The sequence below is a fragment of the Bradyrhizobium sp. GW821-FHT13H05 genome, assembly GCF_058804065.1.
In genome coordinates, this window is the sequence record NZ_JBXAPO010000001.1 from 665,400 (window position 1) to 683,783 (window position 18,384).

Annotated in this window: 19 protein-coding genes; 6 read left to right on the top strand and 13 right to left on the bottom strand. The window is 65.4% G+C overall.

Features of this window, described 5'->3' with window-relative positions; all coding sequences use genetic code 11:
- Nucleotides 1–6: 6 nt before the first annotated feature.
- The 6 genes from AC1RR3_RS03150 to AC1RR3_RS03175 all read right to left on the bottom strand — a co-directional run bounded on the left by AC1RR3_RS03150 (nucleotide 7) and on the right by AC1RR3_RS03175 (nucleotide 5,194).
- Nucleotides 7–891: a polysaccharide deacetylase family protein gene (locus AC1RR3_RS03150; RefSeq protein WP_492819227.1), complete on the bottom strand. Its 885-nt coding sequence runs from the start codon at nucleotides 889–891 to the stop codon at nucleotides 7–9.
- On the bottom strand, nucleotides 878–1,708 hold the full coding sequence (locus tag AC1RR3_RS03155) for an ABC transporter substrate-binding protein (protein WP_492819229.1): 831 nt from the start codon (nucleotides 1,706–1,708) through the stop codon (nucleotides 878–880). Before AC1RR3_RS03155 ends, AC1RR3_RS03150 begins: the two co-directional genes overlap by 14 nt.
- Nucleotides 1,709–1,724: 16 nt before the next feature.
- Nucleotides 1,725–2,489 carry an amino acid ABC transporter ATP-binding protein gene (locus AC1RR3_RS03160; protein WP_492819231.1) on the bottom strand — a complete coding sequence of 255 codons (765 nt, stop codon included), beginning with the start codon at nucleotides 2,487–2,489 and terminating at the stop codon, nucleotides 1,725–1,727.
- Entirely contained in the window at nucleotides 2,486–3,343 is an 858-nt protein-coding gene (locus AC1RR3_RS03165) for an amino acid ABC transporter permease (protein WP_492819233.1), read from the bottom strand. The genes AC1RR3_RS03160 and AC1RR3_RS03165 overlap by 4 nt, the downstream gene beginning before the upstream one ends.
- On the bottom strand, nucleotides 3,340–4,167 hold the full coding sequence (locus tag AC1RR3_RS03170; protein WP_492819235.1) for an ABC transporter substrate-binding protein: 828 nt from the start codon (nucleotides 4,165–4,167) through the stop codon (nucleotides 3,340–3,342). The genes AC1RR3_RS03165 and AC1RR3_RS03170 overlap by 4 nt, the downstream gene beginning before the upstream one ends.
- Before the next feature lie 70 nt (nucleotides 4,168–4,237).
- Nucleotides 4,238–5,194: an N-carbamoyl-D-amino-acid hydrolase gene (locus tag AC1RR3_RS03175; protein WP_492819237.1), complete on the bottom strand. Its 957-nt coding sequence runs from the start codon at nucleotides 5,192–5,194 to the stop codon at nucleotides 4,238–4,240.
- Between the two features lie 151 nt (nucleotides 5,195–5,345).
- On the opposite strand from AC1RR3_RS03175, the gene AC1RR3_RS03180 reads away from it, so the two are divergent.
- Both AC1RR3_RS03180 and AC1RR3_RS03185 read left to right on the top strand, forming a co-directional pair.
- Complete coding sequence (locus AC1RR3_RS03180) at nucleotides 5,346–6,272, top strand: LysR family transcriptional regulator (protein ID WP_492819239.1); 927 nt, start codon at nucleotides 5,346–5,348, stop codon at nucleotides 6,270–6,272.
- Between the two features lie 27 nt (nucleotides 6,273–6,299).
- Nucleotides 6,300–7,019, top strand: coding sequence for a type 1 glutamine amidotransferase (locus AC1RR3_RS03185; RefSeq protein ID WP_492819242.1), 720 nt, complete (start codon nucleotides 6,300–6,302; stop codon nucleotides 7,017–7,019).
- Nucleotides 7,020–7,138: 119 nt separating this feature from the next.
- On the opposite strand, the gene AC1RR3_RS03190 is transcribed toward AC1RR3_RS03185, so the two are convergent.
- The 7 genes from AC1RR3_RS03190 to AC1RR3_RS03220 form a co-directional block, all read right to left on the bottom strand.
- A complete protein-coding gene (locus AC1RR3_RS03190; RefSeq protein ID WP_492819244.1) occupies nucleotides 7,139–7,606 on the bottom strand; it encodes a nuclear transport factor 2 family protein in 468 nt (155 codons plus the stop codon).
- A 78-nt stretch (nucleotides 7,607–7,684) separates the two neighbouring features.
- Nucleotides 7,685–8,134: a tol-pal system-associated acyl-CoA thioesterase gene (ybgC, locus tag AC1RR3_RS03195; RefSeq protein WP_492819246.1), complete on the bottom strand. Its 450-nt coding sequence runs from the start codon at nucleotides 8,132–8,134 to the stop codon at nucleotides 7,685–7,687.
- Between the two features lie 69 nt (nucleotides 8,135–8,203).
- A complete protein-coding gene (locus AC1RR3_RS03200) occupies nucleotides 8,204–9,118 on the bottom strand; it encodes a metallophosphoesterase (RefSeq protein ID WP_492819248.1) in 915 nt (304 codons plus the stop codon).
- A gap of 151 nt (nucleotides 9,119–9,269) precedes the next feature.
- A complete protein-coding gene (ruvB, locus tag AC1RR3_RS03205; protein WP_492819790.1) occupies nucleotides 9,270–10,304 on the bottom strand; it encodes a Holliday junction branch migration DNA helicase RuvB in 1,035 nt (344 codons plus the stop codon).
- Between the two features lie 20 nt (nucleotides 10,305–10,324).
- Complete coding sequence (gene ruvA, locus AC1RR3_RS03210; protein ID WP_492819250.1) at nucleotides 10,325–10,942, bottom strand: Holliday junction branch migration protein RuvA; 618 nt, start codon at nucleotides 10,940–10,942, stop codon at nucleotides 10,325–10,327.
- Nucleotides 10,939–11,466, bottom strand: coding sequence for a crossover junction endodeoxyribonuclease RuvC (ruvC, locus tag AC1RR3_RS03215; protein WP_492819252.1), 528 nt, complete (start codon nucleotides 11,464–11,466; stop codon nucleotides 10,939–10,941). Before ruvC ends, ruvA begins: the two co-directional genes overlap by 4 nt.
- 213 nt (nucleotides 11,467–11,679) lie before the next feature.
- Nucleotides 11,680–12,426: a YebC/PmpR family DNA-binding transcriptional regulator gene (locus AC1RR3_RS03220; RefSeq protein ID WP_492819254.1), complete on the bottom strand. Its 747-nt coding sequence runs from the start codon at nucleotides 12,424–12,426 to the stop codon at nucleotides 11,680–11,682.
- A gap of 221 nt (nucleotides 12,427–12,647) precedes the next feature.
- On the opposite strand from AC1RR3_RS03220, the gene AC1RR3_RS03225 reads away from it, so the two are divergent.
- From AC1RR3_RS03225 to AC1RR3_RS03240, 4 genes are all read left to right on the top strand, one after another.
- Entirely contained in the window at nucleotides 12,648–14,396 is a 1,749-nt protein-coding gene (locus tag AC1RR3_RS03225) for a methyl-accepting chemotaxis protein (RefSeq protein ID WP_492819256.1), read from the top strand.
- Nucleotides 14,397–14,503: 107 nt separating this feature from the next.
- The gene (locus AC1RR3_RS03230; protein WP_492819258.1) at nucleotides 14,504–15,928 is read left to right on the top strand and encodes a methyl-accepting chemotaxis protein; all 1,425 of its coding nucleotides are present in this window, start codon (nucleotides 14,504–14,506) and stop codon (nucleotides 15,926–15,928) included.
- A 270-nt stretch (nucleotides 15,929–16,198) separates the two neighbouring features.
- Nucleotides 16,199–17,335, top strand: coding sequence for a DSD1 family PLP-dependent enzyme (locus AC1RR3_RS03235; RefSeq protein WP_492819792.1), 1,137 nt, complete (start codon nucleotides 16,199–16,201; stop codon nucleotides 17,333–17,335).
- Nucleotides 17,336–17,919: 584 nt separating this feature from the next.
- Entirely contained in the window at nucleotides 17,920–18,384 is a 465-nt protein-coding gene (locus AC1RR3_RS03240; RefSeq protein WP_492819260.1) for a (2Fe-2S)-binding protein, read from the top strand.

Below are 18,384 nucleotides of genomic sequence, written 5' to 3' on the forward strand. Positions count from 1 at the left end.
TACTACTCAGCGGTTACCGGCCTCATGGCGCAGGAAATTTTCCGCGATCTTCTCGCCGGTCGTGATCCACACATCCGGGCAGGATTTTGCGTAGGTCAGGAACTCGCGCAGCAGGCGCAGCCGCATCGGACGGCCGCTGCATTGCGGATGCAGCACGGTCGTCACCATCGCGCCCCAGTCTCTGGTTTCGTCGAGCTCGTCCTTCCAGATCGAGAGCACGTGCTCCTTGGGGAAGATCGAGCGCGGGCTGAAGCGGGCAGAGAGGCCGTGCATCCAGTCGTCGTAGCTCGCCGTCACCGGCAGCTCGATCGTGCCGGGCTTGCCGTCGGCGAGGCGGTGGCGATAGGGCCGAACGTCGTCGCGGAAGGAAGACGTATAGACGATGCCGTGCCGCACCAGCGCGACGCGCAGTTCCTCGGTGAACTCACCGTAAGGCGCGCGATAGCCGGTCGGCTTGACGCCGAGCCGGCGCTTCAGCGCCTCGAAACCGCGCTCCAACTCCTCCTCGATCCAGGGATCGCCGGGATCGGGCAACAGGTGGTGATAACCGTGATGGCCGATCTCATGGCCAGCCTTGAGGATCGACTCCGCCATCGCCGGATGCGCGTCGACCGACCACCCCGTCACAAAGAAGGTCGCCTTGAGGTCGAGCTGGTCGAGCAGCTCCAGGAGTTTCGGCGTGCCGACGCGCGCCTCATAGCCGCCATAGCTCATGGTGATAAGCCGCTGCGCGTGCACCGCGTCCTTGCTGGTCCAGGCGCTCTCCGCGTCCACGTCGAACGACAGGAACATCGCCGAATTGTAGGGCTTCGGCCAGGGATATTCGGGCGCGGGATCCGCGGTGTTGGCCGGAACGAGCGGGATGCTCTTGAGTGCCTTACTGTCCAGCATTGATGGTCGCCTTCTCTATTGCGTTGTCGCTCAGTTTCCATTTGGCGAGCAGGGTACGATAGGTGCCGTCGGCAATCAGCGCGTCGACGGCCTCCAGCATGGCCTGCTGAAGTGCCTTTTCCTTGACCGGCAGGGCGATGCCAGTGAATTGCTGCGAGATGGGCGTGCCAACAGGTGCATACGCGCCGGGCTCGAGATCCATGATGTAAGGCAGCGTCTCGTTGCCCTGCACGGCGGCGTCGATGCGGCCCTGCTTGAGCTGGGTGCGGGCATCGCCCGAGCCGTCGGTGCCGACGAAGACGATCGGATTGCTGCCGCAGTTCTTCTCGCTCCAGGCCGCGATCTCGACCGGAAACTTGGTGCGGCGGCTGGCGCCGACCTTCTTGCCGCAGAGCGAGACCAGGTCCTTGAACTCGGCCGCACGCGACTGCTGCACAAAGAAGTTCGGACCGCTCTTGAGATAGTCGACGAAGCTCGCCGTCTCATGCCGGCTCGCATAGTCCGTAAAGCCCGAGAGGATCGCGTCCACACGGCCTGTCGAGATCGACGGCATGAACTGATCGAAGCTGGTCTCCTGCCATTCGATCTTGATGCCGAGCTTGCGTCCGATCGCCTCGCCGAGGTCGATGTCGAAGCCGGACAGCGCGTTGGTGGCGGGATCGCGGAACTCCATCGGCGGATAGTTCGGCACCAGCGCGACCTTGATGCTGCCGCGCTTGGCGATTTCAGCCGGCAACTCGATGGCCCAAGCCTGAACACTTAAAGCCGAAACAGTCATGGCGCCGAACAGCGCCGCAGCAACCCAAAGTCTCTTCATCAACACGCCCCCAATTTCAGATTACTGCCGAAAGAAATGCTTTTGTGCGCTCCTCGCGCGGCGCGCCCAGCACGTCGGATGCGCGCCCCTGTTCGACGATTGCACCCTGGTCCATGTAGACGACGCGGTCGGCGACCTCTCGCGCGAAGCCAAGCTCGTGCGTCACAACCATCATGGTCATGCCGCTCTTCGCCAGCTCCTTCATGACCGCGAGCACCTCGCCGACGAGCTCGGGATCGAGCGCGCTGGTCGGCTCGTCGAACAGCATCAGCATCGGCTTCATGGCGAGCGCCCGCGCAATCGCCACGCGCTGCTGCTGGCCGCCGGAAAGCTGCGCGGGATATGAGTCCGCCTTGGCCGCAAGTCCGACGCGACGGAGCAATTCGAGCGCCTCGGCGCGCACCTCATCGGCTTTGCGCCCCTGAACCTGGGTTGGGCCTTCGGTGATGTTTTCGAGCGCGGTCTTGTGCGGAAACAGATTGAAGCGCTGGAACACCATGCCGGTCTTCAGCCGCTGCCGTCCGATCTCGCCCTCGCTGAGGCGATGCAGCCGTCCGCTTTGCTCGCGCACGCCGAGCAGCTCGCCGTCAAGCCAGATGCCACCACTGTCGATCGCGGCCAGTTGGTTGATGCAACGAAGCAGCGTGGTCTTGCCAGAGCCGGAGGCGCCGATCAGACACATCACCTCGCCGGGCCAGACGTCGAGCGAGACGTTTTTGAGAGCCTGGAACTCTCCAAAATTCTTGCTCACGGAGCGGATCGCGACGAGGGGTTTTGTCATCGCGCGAGCCGCAATGTGCCGCGTGCAAAACGGCGTTCGAGCAGCATCTGGAGCGGGGTCAGGATCGAGACGACGAGCAGGTACCAGAGCCCGGCGACGATCAAGAGCTCGATGACGCGGGAATTGGCGTAATAGATGTTTTCGGCGTTGTGCAGCAATTCCGGATACTGGATGACGCTTGCGAGCGAGGTCGCCTTCACCATGCCGATGAACTCGTTGCCGAGCGGCGGAATCACCACGCGCATCGCCTGCGGCAGCACGATCCTCCGCAACGCGCGCAGCCGTCCCATGCCGATCGCCTGCGCGGCCTCATACTGCCCGATGTCGACCGAGAGCATGCCGGCGCGCATCACCTCGGAGGTATAGGCGCCCTGGTTGATGCCGAGCCCGAGCAGCGCGGCGAGGAACGGCGTCATGACATCGACGGCGCGGCCACTCCACAGACCGGGAATGCCGATGGTCGGAAACACCAGCGCGAGATTGAACCACAACAGCAATTGCAGGATCAGCGGCGTGCCGCGGAATAGCCAGGTGTAGCCGGCCGCGACCGTCTTCAGCACCGGATTGGGCGACAGCCGCATGACCGCAACCACGATGCCGAGGAAGATGCCGAGCGCCATCGCCAGCACCGCCATCACCATGGTGTTGACGATGCCTTCGAGGATGACCTTCACGGTCAGGAAGCGGCTGACATAGGACCATTCGATCTGACCATTGGCAAACGCGCGCACAATCGCCGCCAGCACGAGGACGATCAGGGCCGCGCTGAGCCAGCGGAACCAGTGCGGCTCGCGCGCGATCCGCATCCCCGACAGATCAGGGAAACCCTCCGCGAGTGCCGGCGCCGGCTTCATTGCGGCGCCGCGTTCAGCATGGGCTGTGCGACCGCGTTGGCGCCGAGGCCCCATTTGTCGAGAACGGCCTTGTAGGAGCCGTCGGCGATCATGGCGGTGAGCTTCTCGGTCACGACCTCGCGCAGGACCGTATCGTCCTTGCGGAACATGATGCCCTGGTAGCCCCTGGCGAAGGCCTCACCGACGACGCGGTATTTTCCGGGCTCCTGGGTCTGCGCATAAGGCAGCGTCTCGCTGCCCTGCACGGCGGCGTCGATACGGCCCTGCTTGAGCTGGTTGCGGACGTCGATCGAGTTCTCACCCGGGACGTACTGGATCGCCGGCTTGCCGGCCGTCTCGCAATTCTGCTTGCTCCACTTCTCGATCTCGACCGGGAAGCTGGTGCTGCGGGTGGTGCCGACCTTCTTGCCGCAGAGATCGATCGCGGCCTTGGCTTCGCTCTCCGCCATCACGAAGAACTGCGGGCCGGTTGCGAGGTAATCGACGAAATCGGCAGTCTCGCGCCGCGAGGCGCGGTCGGAGATGCCGCTAATGATGAAATCGGCGCGCTTGGTCTGGAGCGAAGGGATCAGCTCGGCAAACGGCGTCTCGCTCCAGACGATCTTGAGGCCGCCGAGCCGCTTGGCGAGCTCGTTGGCCAGATCGATATCGAGGCCGACCAGCTCGTTGGTGGCGGGATCGCGATATTCCATCGGTGCGTAGGTGGAGTTGACCGTGAGCTTCAACGCGCCCGCCTGCTTGATCTCCGCCGGCAGTTCGGCGGCTTGTGCGGAGGCGATTGCGGCCAGCGCGGCAAGGCCGAGAGAAAGCGAGAGGCGTGTCATGTCAGCTCCAACCTTTTTCCTTTGCCGATCTTTTCCCTTTGACGACGCTTGCCAGCGCCGTGCCACTTAGCTAGTCGGCGTCGAGAACCGCCGGCTCGATGATGCCGGCGCGCTCGGTGATCACCCTGTATTGCTCCGGCCGCCGATGGGCGGCGAAGTTGAACATCTTGTCCTTGCCCTGGCGGCAAAGGTCGAGATCGATGTCCGCGACGATCACCTCGTCCGCGAGCGTCTGCGCTTGCGCGACGATGCGGCCATTGGGATCGACGATGCAGGAGCCGCCGATCAGCCCGGAGCCGTCCTCCTCGCCCGCCTTCGCCACCGAGATCGCCCAAGTCGCGTTCATGTAGGCGTTGGCCTGCGTCACCAGCGTCGAGTGGAAGGTGCGGAGCGCGCCGTCTTCCGTCGTGCCGCCATTGGGATCATAGGCCGCCGAATTGTAGCCGATGCAGACGAGCTCAACGCCTTGCAGGCCGAGCACGCGCCAGGATTCCGGCCAGCGGCGGTCGTTGCAGATCATCATGCCCATGATGGCGTGCGCCCAGGCCGATCCGGCGCGGAAGGCGGGAAAGCCGAGGTCGCCATATTCGAAATAGCGCTTCTCCAACTGCTGGTAGCGCGCGCCCGGCCGCGGCTCGACCGAGCCCGGCAGATGCACCTTGCGATAGCGGCCGAGAATCTCACCGTCGCGATCGACCAGGATGGCGCAATTGAATCGGCGGCCGTCCGGCGTCAGCTCGGCATAGCCGACATAGAAGCCGACGCGCAACGCGCGCGCACGATCGAACAGTTTTGCCACCGCCGGGTTTGGCATGCCGCGCTCGAAATAATGGTCGAGTTCGGCGCCTTCGAGCAGCCAGCGCGGGAAGAAGGTGGTGAAGGCCAGCTCCGGAAACACCACGAGGCTGGCGCCGCGGCCGGCGGCCTCCTCCAGCATGTCGAGCATCCGCGCCAGCGTATGCTCACGCGTATCGGCTTTTTGCGTCGGCCCCATCTGGGCGGCGGCGGCGCGAAGGACACGAACCAAGATTGCCTCCAATCTGTGCGCAGTGCTGCCTCAATGGGCGAATGAACCCTTTGAAGCGACGCGCAAATCCGCTGCCATTACGCGGAAGCGGGGCTGCAAAATCAATTCGTTCTGCTATGATGTTTTGGCCCTGAGTATAATCGACAGTGATATGAACCTGCGTCAGCTCGAGATCCTGCGCGCCGTCATCCGCCACCGCACCACGGTGGCGGCGGCCGACGAGCTGGCGCTGTCGCAGCCCGCGGTCAGCAACGCGCTGAAGACGATGGAGGCGCAGGCGGGCTTTGCGCTGTTCGAGCGCGTCAACAACCGGCTGTTTCCGACCGCGGAGGCGATGGCACTCTACAAGGAGAGCGAGGCGATCTTCGCGCTGCACGCCAAGCTCGAGAACCGCGTCCGCGATCTGCGCGAGAACCGCTCCGGCCATCTCGCGCTCGTGGCGACACCACCGCTCGCTTACAGCATCATTCCTTCGGCACTATCAGGCTTCCTGCGCCGCCGCCCGGAGACGCGCGTGTTCTTCGACGTGCGGCGCTATGAGGGCATCATCGAGGGCGTGCTGAGCCGCGTCGCCGAGCTCGGCTTCGCGCTCGGGCTGACGCATCATCCCGGCATCGCGCATGAAGTCGTGCATACCGGCGAGATGGTCTGCGTGCTGCCGCCGAAGCACCCGCTCGCAGATCGGCCGGTCATCTCGGCCGCCGATCTCTCCGGCCTGCCCTTTATCGGGCTCGAGCGCGGCACCCGGCTCGGCGAGGCCGTACGCGACAGCTTTGCCCGCGCGGGCGCGCCGTTCCGGCCGACCGTCGAGGTGCGCTACTGCAACACGGCCTGCGTGCTCGCAAGTGCCGGCGTCGGCGCCGCGGTGGTCGACCCCTTCTCGCCGCGCCAGAATGGCGGCCACGGCCTCGTCGTCCGGCCGTTCACGCCAACGACTCGCGCTGTCGCCTATATGCTATGGTCGGAAGCCGAGCCGCTGTCGCGTCTGGCAAAAGCCTTCCTCAACGAGGTGCGCAAGGAAAGCGCGCTGCTGGAGCGCACAGCGCCACACCAGCAACATGGGGCAGAAAGCGACTAGCGTCGCAACCTTTTGACCGGGGAGCACATGGCACGCATCACCATCATCGAGACCGGAAAGGTCCCGCAAAAATACCGCGAGCAGCACGGCTCGTTTCCCGACATGTTCGAACGCATGGTTCGCGCCGAGGACCCGACGGCCACGGTGGACGTCGTCAGCATCCCGAATGGCGACGCGCTTCCCGATCCGGGCAAGCTCGAAGCCGTGCTGATCACGGGAGCCGCCGCCGGTGTCTATGACGGGCTCGACTGGATTGCACCGCTGGAAGATTTCGTCCGCACCGCCTATGCGAACAAGACGCCCATGGTCGGAATCTGCTTCGGCCATCAGTTGATCGCGCAGGCATTGGGCGGCACCGTGCGCAAATCTGAGAAGGGTTGGGGCATCGGCCGCCACGTCTATCAGGTGCTGCCGGAGAACGGCGTCGTCGATGGTGAAGCGGTCGCCATCGCCTGCTCGCATCAGGACCAGGTGATCGAGGCGCCCAGTGATGCGCTGACGATCCTCTCGTCCGAATTCACCCCGCATGCCGGCCTGCTCTACGCCAACGGGGCGACGCTGACCGTGCAGCCGCATCCGGAGTTCGACGTGGAGTTTGCGCAAGTGTGCTGCGAGCTGCGCGACGGCAAGGCGCCGGAGAATGTCGTCGCGACGGCGCGGGATTCTCTCGCGCAGCCGCTGGACAATGCGAAGCTCGGTGGGGCGATTACGCGGTTTCTGGCGCGCAAATCCATCCCCTCATCCTGAGGAGCGCGCTCTCGCGCGCGTCTCGAAGGATAGAGGCCCGGATGCAGCAGCGGGGCCTGCATGGTTCGAGACGCCGCTTCGCGGCTCCTCACCATGAGGGGGAGAGTCACTTCCTCGGCTCAGAACGGATCCGTCCCCAGCCCCTGCACATCCGCCGGCCGCGGCCCGGGCGCTGCCCAGTGAAACCGGCGATCCTTCTCCGCAATCATGATGTCGTTGATCGACGCCTCGCGCCGCTTCATCAGGCCGTGTTCGTCAAATTCCCACTGCTCGTTGCCGTAGGAGCGATACCACTGGCCCCCGGCATCGTGCCATTCGTACTGGAAGCGCACCGCGATGTGGTTGCCGTCGAAGGCCCAGAGATCCTTGATCAGGCGATACTCCTGCTCCTTCTCCCATTTGCGGGTGAGGAAGGCGACGATGGCCTCGCGGCCCTGGAACACTTCCGAGCGATTGCGCCAGCGGCTGTCCTCGGTATAGGCGAGCGAAACGCGCACCGGATCGCGTGAATTCCACGCGTCCTCGGCCATGCGCGCTTTCTGCGCAGCGGTCTCACGGGTGAAGGGCGGAAGCGGCGGGCGCGACATGGTGGCCTCATCGATTAATTGAGGCCGCAATCTACCGCTGCATGCCGCGGAGTCGAGAGGCGATCCCCTATCGGGCGATCACGAAATCAGATCGGCCTTCATCAGCGTACGGATCGATTTCGGGATCGGCTGGGCACGGCCGCCGCTGATGAAGGCGACGCGCACTTCGGCTTTCACCAGCACATCCTCGCCGCGCCGCACCTCCTGCGCCAGCATGATCGAGGCGCCCTTCACCGCGACCGGCCAGGTCACGACATCGAGCACGTCATCCATGCGCGCGGGTCTCAGGAAGTCGAGGTGCATCGAGCGCACGACGAAAGCAAAGCCCGCGCCCTCCGTTTCGACCTGTTCGAACAGGGCCTGCTGCTCGGCGCCCATCAACCGCAAATGATTGGTGCGCCCGCGCTCCATGTAGCGCAGATAGTTGGCGTGATAGACGATGCCGGAGAAATCCGTGTCCTCGTAATAGACGCGGACCTGCATGTGGTGGCGGCCGTCGCGGATCTCGCCGTCGAGATGGGCAGTCACGTCGCGAGCCTCTTCGCTTTTTGCAACCGGCCCGTTTTGCGCAAAAACGGCCAGCCGCGCAAGCGCGGGTTATGCAACGGCTGGCGTCCTTCCCAGCGTCACCTCGACGATCTCCGGCGGTACGCCGACGCGGATCGGCATGAGGCTGCAACCGAGGCCGCCGGAAACGATGAGGTCGCATTTCAGCCGGAAATGACCGTAGGCGAGGCGCAGCCCGTGCTTGGCCGAGACGGCCGGCGACCAGCCGAGCAGGCGAACCTGGCCGCCATGGGTGTGGCCGGACAGTTGCAGCGCGACCCGCGCGGGTACGAGCGGCGCGATGTTGGGCTCGTGTGCGAGCAGGATCACAGGCGCATCGTCGGTCACCTTGGCGAGCGTCGCAGTGAGATCGTCGGCACCGAAGCGGCCCGTGCTCCGGAAGCGTCGCGCCGGCAGAAAGGCGAGCTGGTCGCCGAGACCGGCGAGCCAGAAGGAGCGTCCGTCCTTGGTGAGGCGCACGGCGTCGTTCTCGTAAACCGGAATACCGGCCGCCTCCAGCGCGCGATGCGCCACCGTCGGCCCGTGCCCGGCCAGCTGCACGGCCCTGTCGACCCAATAGTCGTGATTGCCCATGACGGCATGGACGCCGAGTGGCGCCTTGAGGCCCGCGAGCACCCTGGCCCATTCGCTCGACGGAATGATGCGCGTGACCTGGTGAACACCGGCGACATAATCGCCGAGCAGCACGATGATATCAGGCTTGAGCGCATTGGTGCGGTCGACGATGCCCTCGATCCGCTCCAGCGACATCCAGGGATCGCAGGCGTGAATGTCGGCGACGACGGCGATCTTGAGCGAAAAATCCGCCGGCCATTGCCGCGGGGTCGGATGATAGCGGGTGACGCGTAGCCGCTGCGGCTCGATGCCGACTCCGTAGGCAGCGGTCGAGACGCCCAGGACGGACAGGCCGCTGATGGAACGGATGAGATGACGGCGCGTGATCATGGAAGTCCGATGGTGATGTGCTTTCTTGATGCGGCCCGATTGGAGCGGAATTGGGGTGCGCTCGTGCAGACCGTCTGCATCTCCGTGCAGATGGTTAGCACGGAGATTACCGGAAGTTCATGACGGCCGGAGCGCTTTGCAGTCGCGCAGCTCAGTCGTCGCTCTCGTCGGTGCCGAACAGGCCGAACTGTGTCGCCGCATCGCGCGAGGGCTCGGCGAGGCCGAGATGGCGGAAGGCGTGCGAGGTGAGCAGACGGCCGCGCGGGGTGCGCTGGAGATAACCGCACTGGATCAGATAGGGCTCGATGATGTCCTCGATCGCATCGCGCGGCTCGGAGAGCGCGGCGGCCATGGTCTCGACACCGACGGGTCCGCCGCCATAGTTGAGCGCGATGGTCGAGAGATAGCGGCGATCCATGGCATCGAGGCCCGCGGCGTCGACCTCGAGCGCACTCAGTGCATGATCGGCGATCTTGCGATCGATCGTGTCGGCATCCGCCGCCGAGGCGAAATCGCGTACACGCCGCAGCAGGCGGCCGGCGATGCGCGGCGTGCCGCGGGCGCGGCGCGCGATCTCGTTGGCGCCGTCCGCGCTCATGCCGACATTGAGCACGCGCGCGCCGCGGCTGACGATGCTTTCCAGCTCTTCGATGGTGTAGAAATTCAGCCGCACCGGAATGCCGAAGCGGTCGCGCAGGGGATTGGTGAGCAGGCCGGCGCGGGTGGTGGCGCCGACCAGGGTGAATTTCGACAACTCGATCTTCACCGACCGCGCCGCCGGGCCCTCGCCGATGATGAGGTCGAGCTGAAAATCCTCCATCGCGGGATAGAGCACTTCTTCCACCGCGGGGCTCAGGCGGTGGATCTCGTCGATAAAGAGCACGTCGCGCTCTTCGAGATTGGTGAGAAGGGCGGCGAGGTCGCCGGCCTTGGCGATCACGGGACCTGAGGTGGCGCGAAAGCCGACGCCGAGCTCTTTGGCCACGATTTGCGCCAGCGTGGTCTTGCCCAGGCCGGGGGGCCCGACGAACAGCACGTGATCCAGCGCCTCGCCGCGCTTGCGCGCCGCCTCGATGAAGATCGACAGGTTCTTGCGCGCCTGCTGCTGGCCGACGAAGTCGGACAGCGATTGCGGGCGTAGCGCAGTATCGCCGACATCGTCGCTGCGGCGCTCGGGCGACACCATGCGATTGGCCTTGGGATCGCTCACTTCGCGAGCTCCTTCAGCCCGAGCCGGATCAGCTGCGCCGTCTCGGCATTCTCACCCGCACTGCGCGAGGCCGATGCGATGGCCGCAGCGGCCTGCGGCTGGCCGTAACCGAGATTGACCAGCGCGGAGATCGCATCCGCGACCGGGCGCGGCGCGCGCTGGTCGTCGATGGCGCCGGCGAGATGCACCACCGCAGGATCGACATTGGCGAAGGCCGGCGCCTTGTCCTTCAATTCGGTGACGATGCGTTCGGCGACCTTGGGACCGACACCGGGCGTGCGCGCCACCGCGGCCTTGTCGCGCAGCGCGATGGCATTGGCGAGATCGGAGGGCGCCAGCGTGCCGAGCACCGCGAGCGCGACCTTGGCGCCGACGCCCTGCACGGTCTGGAGCAGGCGAAACCATTCACGCTCCTGGTCGGTGCGGAAGCCGAACAGTTTGATCTGGTCCTCGCGGACGTAAGTCTCGATCGACAGTACGGCAGCTTCGCCGGGCGAGGGCAGATGCTGCAGCGTGCGGGCCGAGCAATGCACCTGGTAGCCGACGCCGCCAACGTCGAGGAGGACATAATCCTCGCCGTAGGAATCGATCAGGCCCTTGAGCTTGCCGATCATATTCCGACCACCTTCAGCCGCAGTGCCGTGCTCTGGCGGTGATGGGCGTGGGTGATGGCGATGGCGAGCGCGTCGGCAGCGTCCGCGGACGGCGGCTCGGCTTTCGGCAGCAAGATCTTCAGCATCATCGCGATCTGGTGCTTGTCGGCGTGACCCGCGCCGACCACGGTCTTCTTGACCTGGTTCGGCGCATACTCGGCGACACTGATGCCGAACATTGCGGGCGCCAGCATGGCGACGCCGCGGGCCTGGCCGAGCTTCAGCGTCGCAACGCCGTCCTTGTTAACAAAGGTCTGCTCGACCGCGGCTTCCATTGGCTTGTGATCGGACAGAACGGCCGCGAGCCCCTCATGGATCGCGAGCAGCCGGCTCGCCAGCGGCAGATCGTCCGGCGGTTCCACCGAGCCGCAGGCGACATAGATCAGGCGATTGCCGTCGGCCTCGATCACGCCCCAGCCGGTGCGGCGCAGGCCGGGGTCGATGCCGATGATGCGAACGGGGCCACGAATCGGGAGCACGGTCATGGGCCAGTGATAGCGGCTGGCCGCCGTGGGGGAAACAGAAACAGAACGGAAGTCCCCGAAGAAAGGCGGTCTCGTGCCCCGGGCGCGGCGCAGCACGAAGTGATGCGTTGCAGAACCGGGGCCCATGTCGCCGCCGGCACTTGAGGCGCCATGGGTCCCGGCTCTGCGCAGCAGCGTTTCACGCTGCAGCGCGTCCGGGACACGAGGGCGGCCTCAGCCGCCCATCTTCGCCATCAGCGCGTCCGACACCTCGAAATTGGCGTAGACCTGCTGGACGTCGTCATGCTCGTTGAGCAGGTCCATCAGCTTGAGCAGCTTCTCGCCGGTCTCGTCGTCGACGGCGACCGTGTTCTGCGGCTTCCAGATCAGCGCGGCCTTGCGCGGCTCGCCGAACCTGGCTTCCAGCGCCTTGGCGACGTCGCGATAGCCTTCGGTCGAGGCGTAGATCTCGTGGCCGCCTTCGCTGGAGATCACGTCGTCGGCACCGGCCTCGATCGCGGCATCGAGCACCGCGTCGTCATCGGCGACGCTGCGGTCATATTCGATGATGCCGGTGCGGTCGAACATGAAGGAGACCGAGCCGGTTTCGCCGAGATTGCCGCCGGACTTGGTGAAGAAGGAGCGGATGTCGGAGGCGGCGCGATTGCGGTTGTCGGTCAGTGCCTCGACGATGACGGCGACGCCGCCGGGGCCGTAGCCCTCGTAGCGGATCTCGTCATAGTTCTCGCCCTCATTGCCGAGCGCTTTCTTGACGGCGCGCTCGATATTGTCCTTCGGCATGTTCTCCTGGCGCGCCGCGATGATCGCCGCGCGCAGGCGCGGGTTCATGTTGGGGTCGGGCGCCCCCAGCTTGGCGGCGACGGTGATTTCCCGCGCCAGCTTGCCGAACAATTTCGACTTCTGGGCATCCTGCCGCCCCTTGCGGTGCATGATGTTCTTGAATTGGGAATGTCCGGCCATGCGTGGTCTTCTCTAGGGAATCGTCTGCCATGAGGTGAGCGTGGGAAGCGCGGCCTTATAGGCTGCCAACCCACCGGAATCAAAGGGCCATGCCGCGTTAAGGTAGCACTGTAAAGGTAGCCACCGTAACGGCCCGTGCCTAGATGTCAGGCACCGTTAACCCTGATTTCATTCCAGCCTGCGAAAATAACGCCCGACGGTTCCCCCACAAGAGAGACCTGATGGCGTTCGGACTATTTCGGAAGCGTCTGCCGGACGTGCCTGCGCCCGCCGCAGCGCCGCAGCCTGCGCAGTCGCCGGCCGATTCCGCGCCTGCCCCGGCCGCGGAGAGCGATTCCGCCAGGGAAATCCTGGAGCTGCTGGAACTCGAGCTCGGCGCGATGATTCGCCAGCTCGAGCGTGCCGCCAATTCGGTGGCCGGCGGCGCCGAGGCGACCGCCACCACGCTTGCCGCCATTCGCGACCGCACCGACGCCCTCACCGGCCGCACCAACGCCGCACAGTCGACCGCGTCCACCTTCGCCCATGCCGCCGACAAGTTCACCCAATCCGCGCTGGGCATCGGGGCGCAGGTCCGCGCCGCCGGCAAGCTCGCCGACGAGGCCAGCGCCGCGGCGCAGGAAGCCCGCGCCAATGTCGACCGCCTGCGCGAATCCTCCGCCGCCATCGGCAACGTCGTCAACCTGATCGCGCAGATCGCGCGGCAGACGACGCTGCTCGCGCTCAACTCGACCATCGAGGCCGCGCGTGCGGGCGCCGCGGGCAAGGGCTTCGCGGTGGTCGCCACCGAGGTCAAGGCCCTCGCGGTGCAGACCCAGGGCGCCACCGAAGAGATCACCAGGAAGATCGACGCGCTGCAGCGCGATGCCGCCGGCTCCGCCGATGCCGTGCACCGCATCTCGCAGGCGATCGAGGCGATCCGCCCGGTATTCGAGACCGTCAACGGCGCGGTCGCCGAGCAGAACGCCACCACCAGCGAAATCTCCGGCAACGCGGCCAGCGCCTCGGACTTCATCATCTCGGTCGGCGAGAGCGCCGCCGAGATCGATGCCGCGACCAAGGCGGCCGAGACCCATGGCGACAACGTCGCCAGCGCCGGCAAGGCCGTCACCACCTTCGCCCGGAAGCTGAAGTCGCGCTGCGCCGTGCTCCTCAAGCAGAGCGAGCACGACGACCGCCGCAAGACCGAGCGGCTGCCCTGCCATCTCAAATTCGAGACCGCGCGCGGCGTGATGCCGGTCTACGAGATCGCGATGGACGGCGTGCTGATCGGCGGCGCGGACGCAGGCCGGCTTGCACCACAAGCGATGATCGAAGGCACGCTCGAACAGGTCGGCGCCTGCCGCCTGCGCGTTGTCGAGCAGTCCAAGGCCGGCGCCCGCGCGCAATTCGCCAGTCCCAATGCCGAGCTCCGCGAGAAGATCGAGGACAGGCTGTGGTCGATCCACGAGGAGAATACCGAGTTCGTCACCCGCGCCATGGAAGCGGGCAGCGCGCTGACCGCGATCTTCGAACAGGCGGTCGCGCGCGGCGAGATCAAGATCGACGACCTCTTCGACACTGATTATGCGGAGATCGCCGGCACCAACCCGCAGCAGTACCGCACCAGATATCTCGACTGGGCCGACCGCGCGCTGCCGCCGTTCCAGGAAGCCTTTCTCGCCAGGGAATCGCGCATGGCGTTCTGCGCCATGGTCGACCGCAACGGCTTTTTGCCGGTGCACAACAAGATCTATTCGCATGCGCAGCGGCCGGGCGACGTCGCCTGGAATACCGCCAACAGCCGCAACCGGCGCATCTTCAACGATCCGGCGGGGCTGGCTGCCGCACGCAACCTGCGCTCGTACCTGGTTCAGAGCTATGCGCGCGACATGGGCAACGGGAATACCGTGATGATGCGCGAGATCGACGTCCCGATCCGCGTGCAGGGCCGGCACTGGGGCGGATTCCGCACCGCGTACAAGCTCTAGTGCACGCTCAGGCAAGACGCCCGGCGCGAATCATCCTCTAAGGTCGAAATTGGACTGGGAATGCCGCGGAGAGCCGATCGACGGCTCTGACTGGAGAAAACCCGTACATGTCCCTCGCACAACTTGCAGTCCTGGATACCGGATCGAACCGGACGCTGGCCGAGCGGCTGATCGACCAGCTCGCCGACCGCATCGGCGGTCTTGGCGTGGAGCTCGCCGACATTGCCGGTAACGTCCAGGAAGTCGCAAGCCGCGTCGCCAACCAGTCGGAACGGTTCCATCACCTCCAGAAGACGGCCGAGACGATGGTCTCGGCCAACCACGACATCGCCAACGCCTCGCAGGCGGTGCAGACGACCACGTCCGCCGCGGTCGGCGAGATCGCGCAGTCACGCGGCGCGGTCGATGCCGCGGTCAGCCACATCTCCGAGCTTGTCGCGGCCGTGGAGCGGATCGAGGCGCGCCTCTCCGCCGTCGGCTCGGCGCTGGCGCAGGTGGCAAAGGTGTCCGGCTCGATCGAGGCGATCGCGAAACAGACCAATCTGCTCGCCCTGAACGCAACCATCGAAGCCGCACGCGCCGGCAACGCAGGCCGCGGCTTCGCGGTGGTGGCCAGCGAGGTCAAGAACCTCGCGGAAGCAACCCGCCAGGCCACGCATCAGATCTCCGACACCGTGCGCGATCTCGACGGCCAGATCGAAGGCCTGATCGGCGAGAGCAGCGACGCCTCGCAGCGTGCCAAGACCGCCGGCGAAGGCGCGCAAGCGATCTCCGGCATCATCTCGCGCGTCCAGCAGGGCTTTGCCTCGGTGGAGGCGGAGATCGACAGCGTCACGCGCGCCGCGACCTCCAATCTCGGCCATTGCGACACCGTCATCAGCGAGCTCAGCGAGCTCGCCAAGGGCGTCGACCTCTCCTCGCGCGATCTCAAGAGCGCCGATCAGCGGGTGACGAAGCTGCTCGACACCTCCGAAGGCCTGATCGCACTGATCGCCGACAGCGGCGTGGAGACGTCGGACACGCCGCTGATCCGAATCGTGGTCGACACCGCCAAGCGGATCTCGGCCGAGTTCGAGGCGGCCATCGATCGCGGCGAGATGACGCTCGACCAGCTCATGGACGAGACCTATCGCGAAATTCCCGGCACCGATCCAAAGCAGTACCTCACCAACTACGTCGACTTCACCGACCGCGTGCTGCCCGCGATCCAGGACCCGCTCCAGAAATCGGATCCGCGCATCGTCTACTGCGTCGCCTGGGCCAGGAGCGGCTATCTGCCGACCCACAATCCGAACTACCGCCTGCCGCAGGGCAAGGACCCGGTCTGGAACAACGCCAATTGCCGCAACCGCCGCCTCTTCACCGATCGCACGGTGAAGAAGGTCGCAGGCAGCACCAAGCCGTTCCTGCTCCAGACCTACCGCCGCGACATGGGCGGCGGACAGTTCGTGCTGATGAAGGACCTGTCCTCGCCGGTCATGGTCCGCGGCAAGCACTGGGGCGCCTTCCGGATGGGATTCCGGCAGAGCTGACGGCGCTCCCGGCAGCCCTCACATCAAAATTTCGAAAACAACCCCATGCACAGTAGCCGGGGCGTGCGGAATCAACGGCTTATGCCTCATCGCACGCAAGCGCCTGACGAACCCTTGACCCGTCGGGCAAAACAGGGGTAGAATACTAATATTCCGAAATCGCACTTGCGGGGAAGGGCTGCCGCCGGCACTGGTGTGGCGGCCGTTGTTGCCATAGAAAGGCCGCCGCACGTTCGGGGCGCGAGCCCGAACACAATCAGTTGGTTTTCGATGTCCCTTCCACCCACCCAAATCGGCGCGCCGCTTTCCGAGATCGATACACCGGCGCTGATCATCGACCTCGATGCCTTCGAGCGCAATCTCGACACGATGGCGGCAGCGGTCGGCAAGCTCGGCGTTCGGTTGCGTCCGCATGCGAAGACCCATAAGTCGCCGATCATCGCGGCCAAGCAGATCGCGCGCGGCGCGGTTGGCATGTGTTGCCAGAAGGTTGCCGAGGCCGAGATCCTGGTGGCGGGCGGGGTGCGTGACGTCCTCGTCAGCAATGAGGTCGTGGGTCTGCGGAAGCTGGAACGGCTCGCGTCCCTTGCGCGCCACGCGCGCATCAGCGTTTGCGTCGACGATTCGATCGCGCTTGAGCAACTGGCACGCGCCGCGGAACGGGCCGGCGCGCAGATCGAAGTCCTGGTCGAGGTCGACGTCGGCGCCGGTCGCTGCGGCGTCAAGCCGGGGCCAGCCGCAGCCGGCCTGGCGCGGCAGGTGGCGGGGTCACGCTTCCTGTCGTTCGGCGGCTTGCAGGCCTACCACGGCTCCGCCCAACACCTGCGCACGCCGGAGGAGCGGCGCGCTGCCATCGCCAGCGCCGCGAACGCGACCATGGAGACACTTCGCGTCCTCAAGGAAGCAGGCTTTCAATGCCGGACGATTGGAGGCGCGGGAACCGGGACGTTCGAACTCGAAGGCGCGAGCGGCATCTGGAACGAATTGCAGGCCGGCTCCTATATTTTCATGGACGCCGACTACGCCAAAAACGTCACCGACGGGGCGCGCAATGCCAATTTGTTCGAGCATGCGCTGTTCGTGATCGCGACCGTGATGAGCACCGGCTCCGGCGAACGCGCGGTCATCGATGCCGGCCACAAGGCCCTGTCGAACGACAGCGGATTTCCCCTTGTGCTGGGCCGGCCCGACCTGCGCTATCATCGGCCCTCCGACGAGCACGGCCTGCTCGGCTTCGACAGCGCGTCGTCACGGCTGGCGATTGGCGACAGGGTGATGCTCATCCCGGGTCATTGCGACCCGACCGTCAATCTCTACGACTGGTATGTCGGCGTGCGCGGCTTCAATAAACCGGACGCCCGCGTGGAGGCGCTTTGGCCGGTCGCGGCGCGGGGCGCGGTCACCTGACACAAGGCGTCTGCCGAAAATGCACTCCCTCCTCTTCCCTTCTCCCCTTGTGGGAGAAGGTGGCATAGGCGGCCTTCGGCCGCCGTTCTTAAGAACGCCGAAGCGAAGCTTCGGCTATGGCGCCGGATGAGGGGTCTCTATCGGCGGACAAAGCTGCTTCGGAATGAGAGAGGATCATACGTGGAGACAGACCCCTCACCCGAGCGAGTCTGCGTCTACTGGCGTCGCCGCCCTCTCCCACAAGGGGAGAGGGCACAACAATTGTCGGCGTGCTCCCCGCAGAAATTTCCCAATCGCACGACTTTCGTCATCGCATGATTTTACGCGTTCGCACGATCATCCGCGGCGATTGATGATGCACGCGTCGAAAACACGTCAAAACATGACGCTGATCATATCAATTAGCTCAAAACCGTTGCAGCGATCGCCGCACAAATTCGTGAACGTCATGGCCTGACGCCTCACCTGCGCAAATATGCATTGCGAGAAATTTCGGCGCTTCATGGTTTCGCGTCGTTATGATTATGGTCGCGCGAATTCGTCGACCTGATCGCCGCAAGCGATCGTCGAGCAAGGGGATGCATATGGCAACAACACTCACCATCAACGGCGAAACCAAATCGTTCGACGCGCCGCCGGACATGCCGCTGCTGTGGGTGCTGCGCGACATTCTCGGGATGACCGGCACGAAGTTCGGCTGCGGCATCGCGCAATGCGGCGCCTGCACGGTGCATGTCGACGGCAAGGCGGTGCGCTCCTGCGTGCTGCCGGTGAGCTCCGTCGCCAACCGCGCCATCACCACCATCGAGCATGTCGGCAGCACGCCTGCGGGCGCGAAGGTGCAGAAGGCCTGGCTGGAGGCCGAAGTGATCCAGTGCGGCTACTGCCAGTCCGGCCAGATCATGGCGGCCGCAGCACTTCTGGCGGCAACGCCCAACCCCGACGATTCCGACATCGACGCCGCGATGGCCGGCAACATCTGCCGCTGCGGCACCTATGTCCGCATCCGCGAGGCCATCAAGCACGCCGCCAACGGCCGTCAGTCCTGA

What these genes read in the sequence shown, in the direction of transcription:
- AC1RR3_RS03150 (WP_492819227.1), bottom strand. Translation starts at nt 891, where the DNA reads ATGCTGGACAGTAAGGCACTCAAGAGCATCCCGCTCGTTCCGGCCAAC.
- AC1RR3_RS03235 (WP_492819792.1), top strand. Translation starts at nt 16,199, where the DNA reads ATGTCCCTTCCACCCACCCAAATCGGCGCGCCGCTTTCCGAGATCGAT.
- AC1RR3_RS03225 (WP_492819256.1), top strand. Translation starts at nt 12,648, where the DNA reads ATGGCGTTCGGACTATTTCGGAAGCGTCTGCCGGACGTGCCTGCGCCC.
- AC1RR3_RS03220 (WP_492819254.1), bottom strand. Translation starts at nt 12,426, where the DNA reads ATGGCCGGACATTCCCAATTCAAGAACATCATGCACCGCAAGGGGCGG.
- AC1RR3_RS03170 (WP_492819235.1), bottom strand. Translation starts at nt 4,167, where the DNA reads ATGACACGCCTCTCGCTTTCTCTCGGCCTTGCCGCGCTGGCCGCAATC.
- AC1RR3_RS03230 (WP_492819258.1), top strand. Translation starts at nt 14,504, where the DNA reads ATGTCCCTCGCACAACTTGCAGTCCTGGATACCGGATCGAACCGGACG.
- ruvC (WP_492819252.1), bottom strand. Translation starts at nt 11,466, where the DNA reads ATGACCGTGCTCCCGATTCGTGGCCCCGTTCGCATCATCGGCATCGAC.
- ruvA (WP_492819250.1), bottom strand. Translation starts at nt 10,942, where the DNA reads ATGATCGGCAAGCTCAAGGGCCTGATCGATTCCTACGGCGAGGATTAT.
- AC1RR3_RS03200 (WP_492819248.1), bottom strand. Translation starts at nt 9,118, where the DNA reads ATGATCACGCGCCGTCATCTCATCCGTTCCATCAGCGGCCTGTCCGTC.
- AC1RR3_RS03180 (WP_492819239.1), top strand. Translation starts at nt 5,346, where the DNA reads ATGAACCTGCGTCAGCTCGAGATCCTGCGCGCCGTCATCCGCCACCGC.
- ruvB (WP_492819790.1), bottom strand. Translation starts at nt 10,304, where the DNA reads ATGGTGTCGCCCGAGCGCCGCAGCGACGATGTCGGCGATACTGCGCTA.
- AC1RR3_RS03185 (WP_492819242.1), top strand. Translation starts at nt 6,300, where the DNA reads ATGGCACGCATCACCATCATCGAGACCGGAAAGGTCCCGCAAAAATAC.
- AC1RR3_RS03160 (WP_492819231.1), bottom strand. Translation starts at nt 2,489, where the DNA reads ATGACAAAACCCCTCGTCGCGATCCGCTCCGTGAGCAAGAATTTTGGA.
- AC1RR3_RS03155 (WP_492819229.1), bottom strand. Translation starts at nt 1,708, where the DNA reads ATGAAGAGACTTTGGGTTGCTGCGGCGCTGTTCGGCGCCATGACTGTT.
- AC1RR3_RS03190 (WP_492819244.1), bottom strand. Translation starts at nt 7,606, where the DNA reads ATGTCGCGCCCGCCGCTTCCGCCCTTCACCCGTGAGACCGCTGCGCAG.
- AC1RR3_RS03240 (WP_492819260.1), top strand. Translation starts at nt 17,920, where the DNA reads ATGGCAACAACACTCACCATCAACGGCGAAACCAAATCGTTCGACGCG.
- AC1RR3_RS03165 (WP_492819233.1), bottom strand. Translation starts at nt 3,343, where the DNA reads ATGAAGCCGGCGCCGGCACTCGCGGAGGGTTTCCCTGATCTGTCGGGG.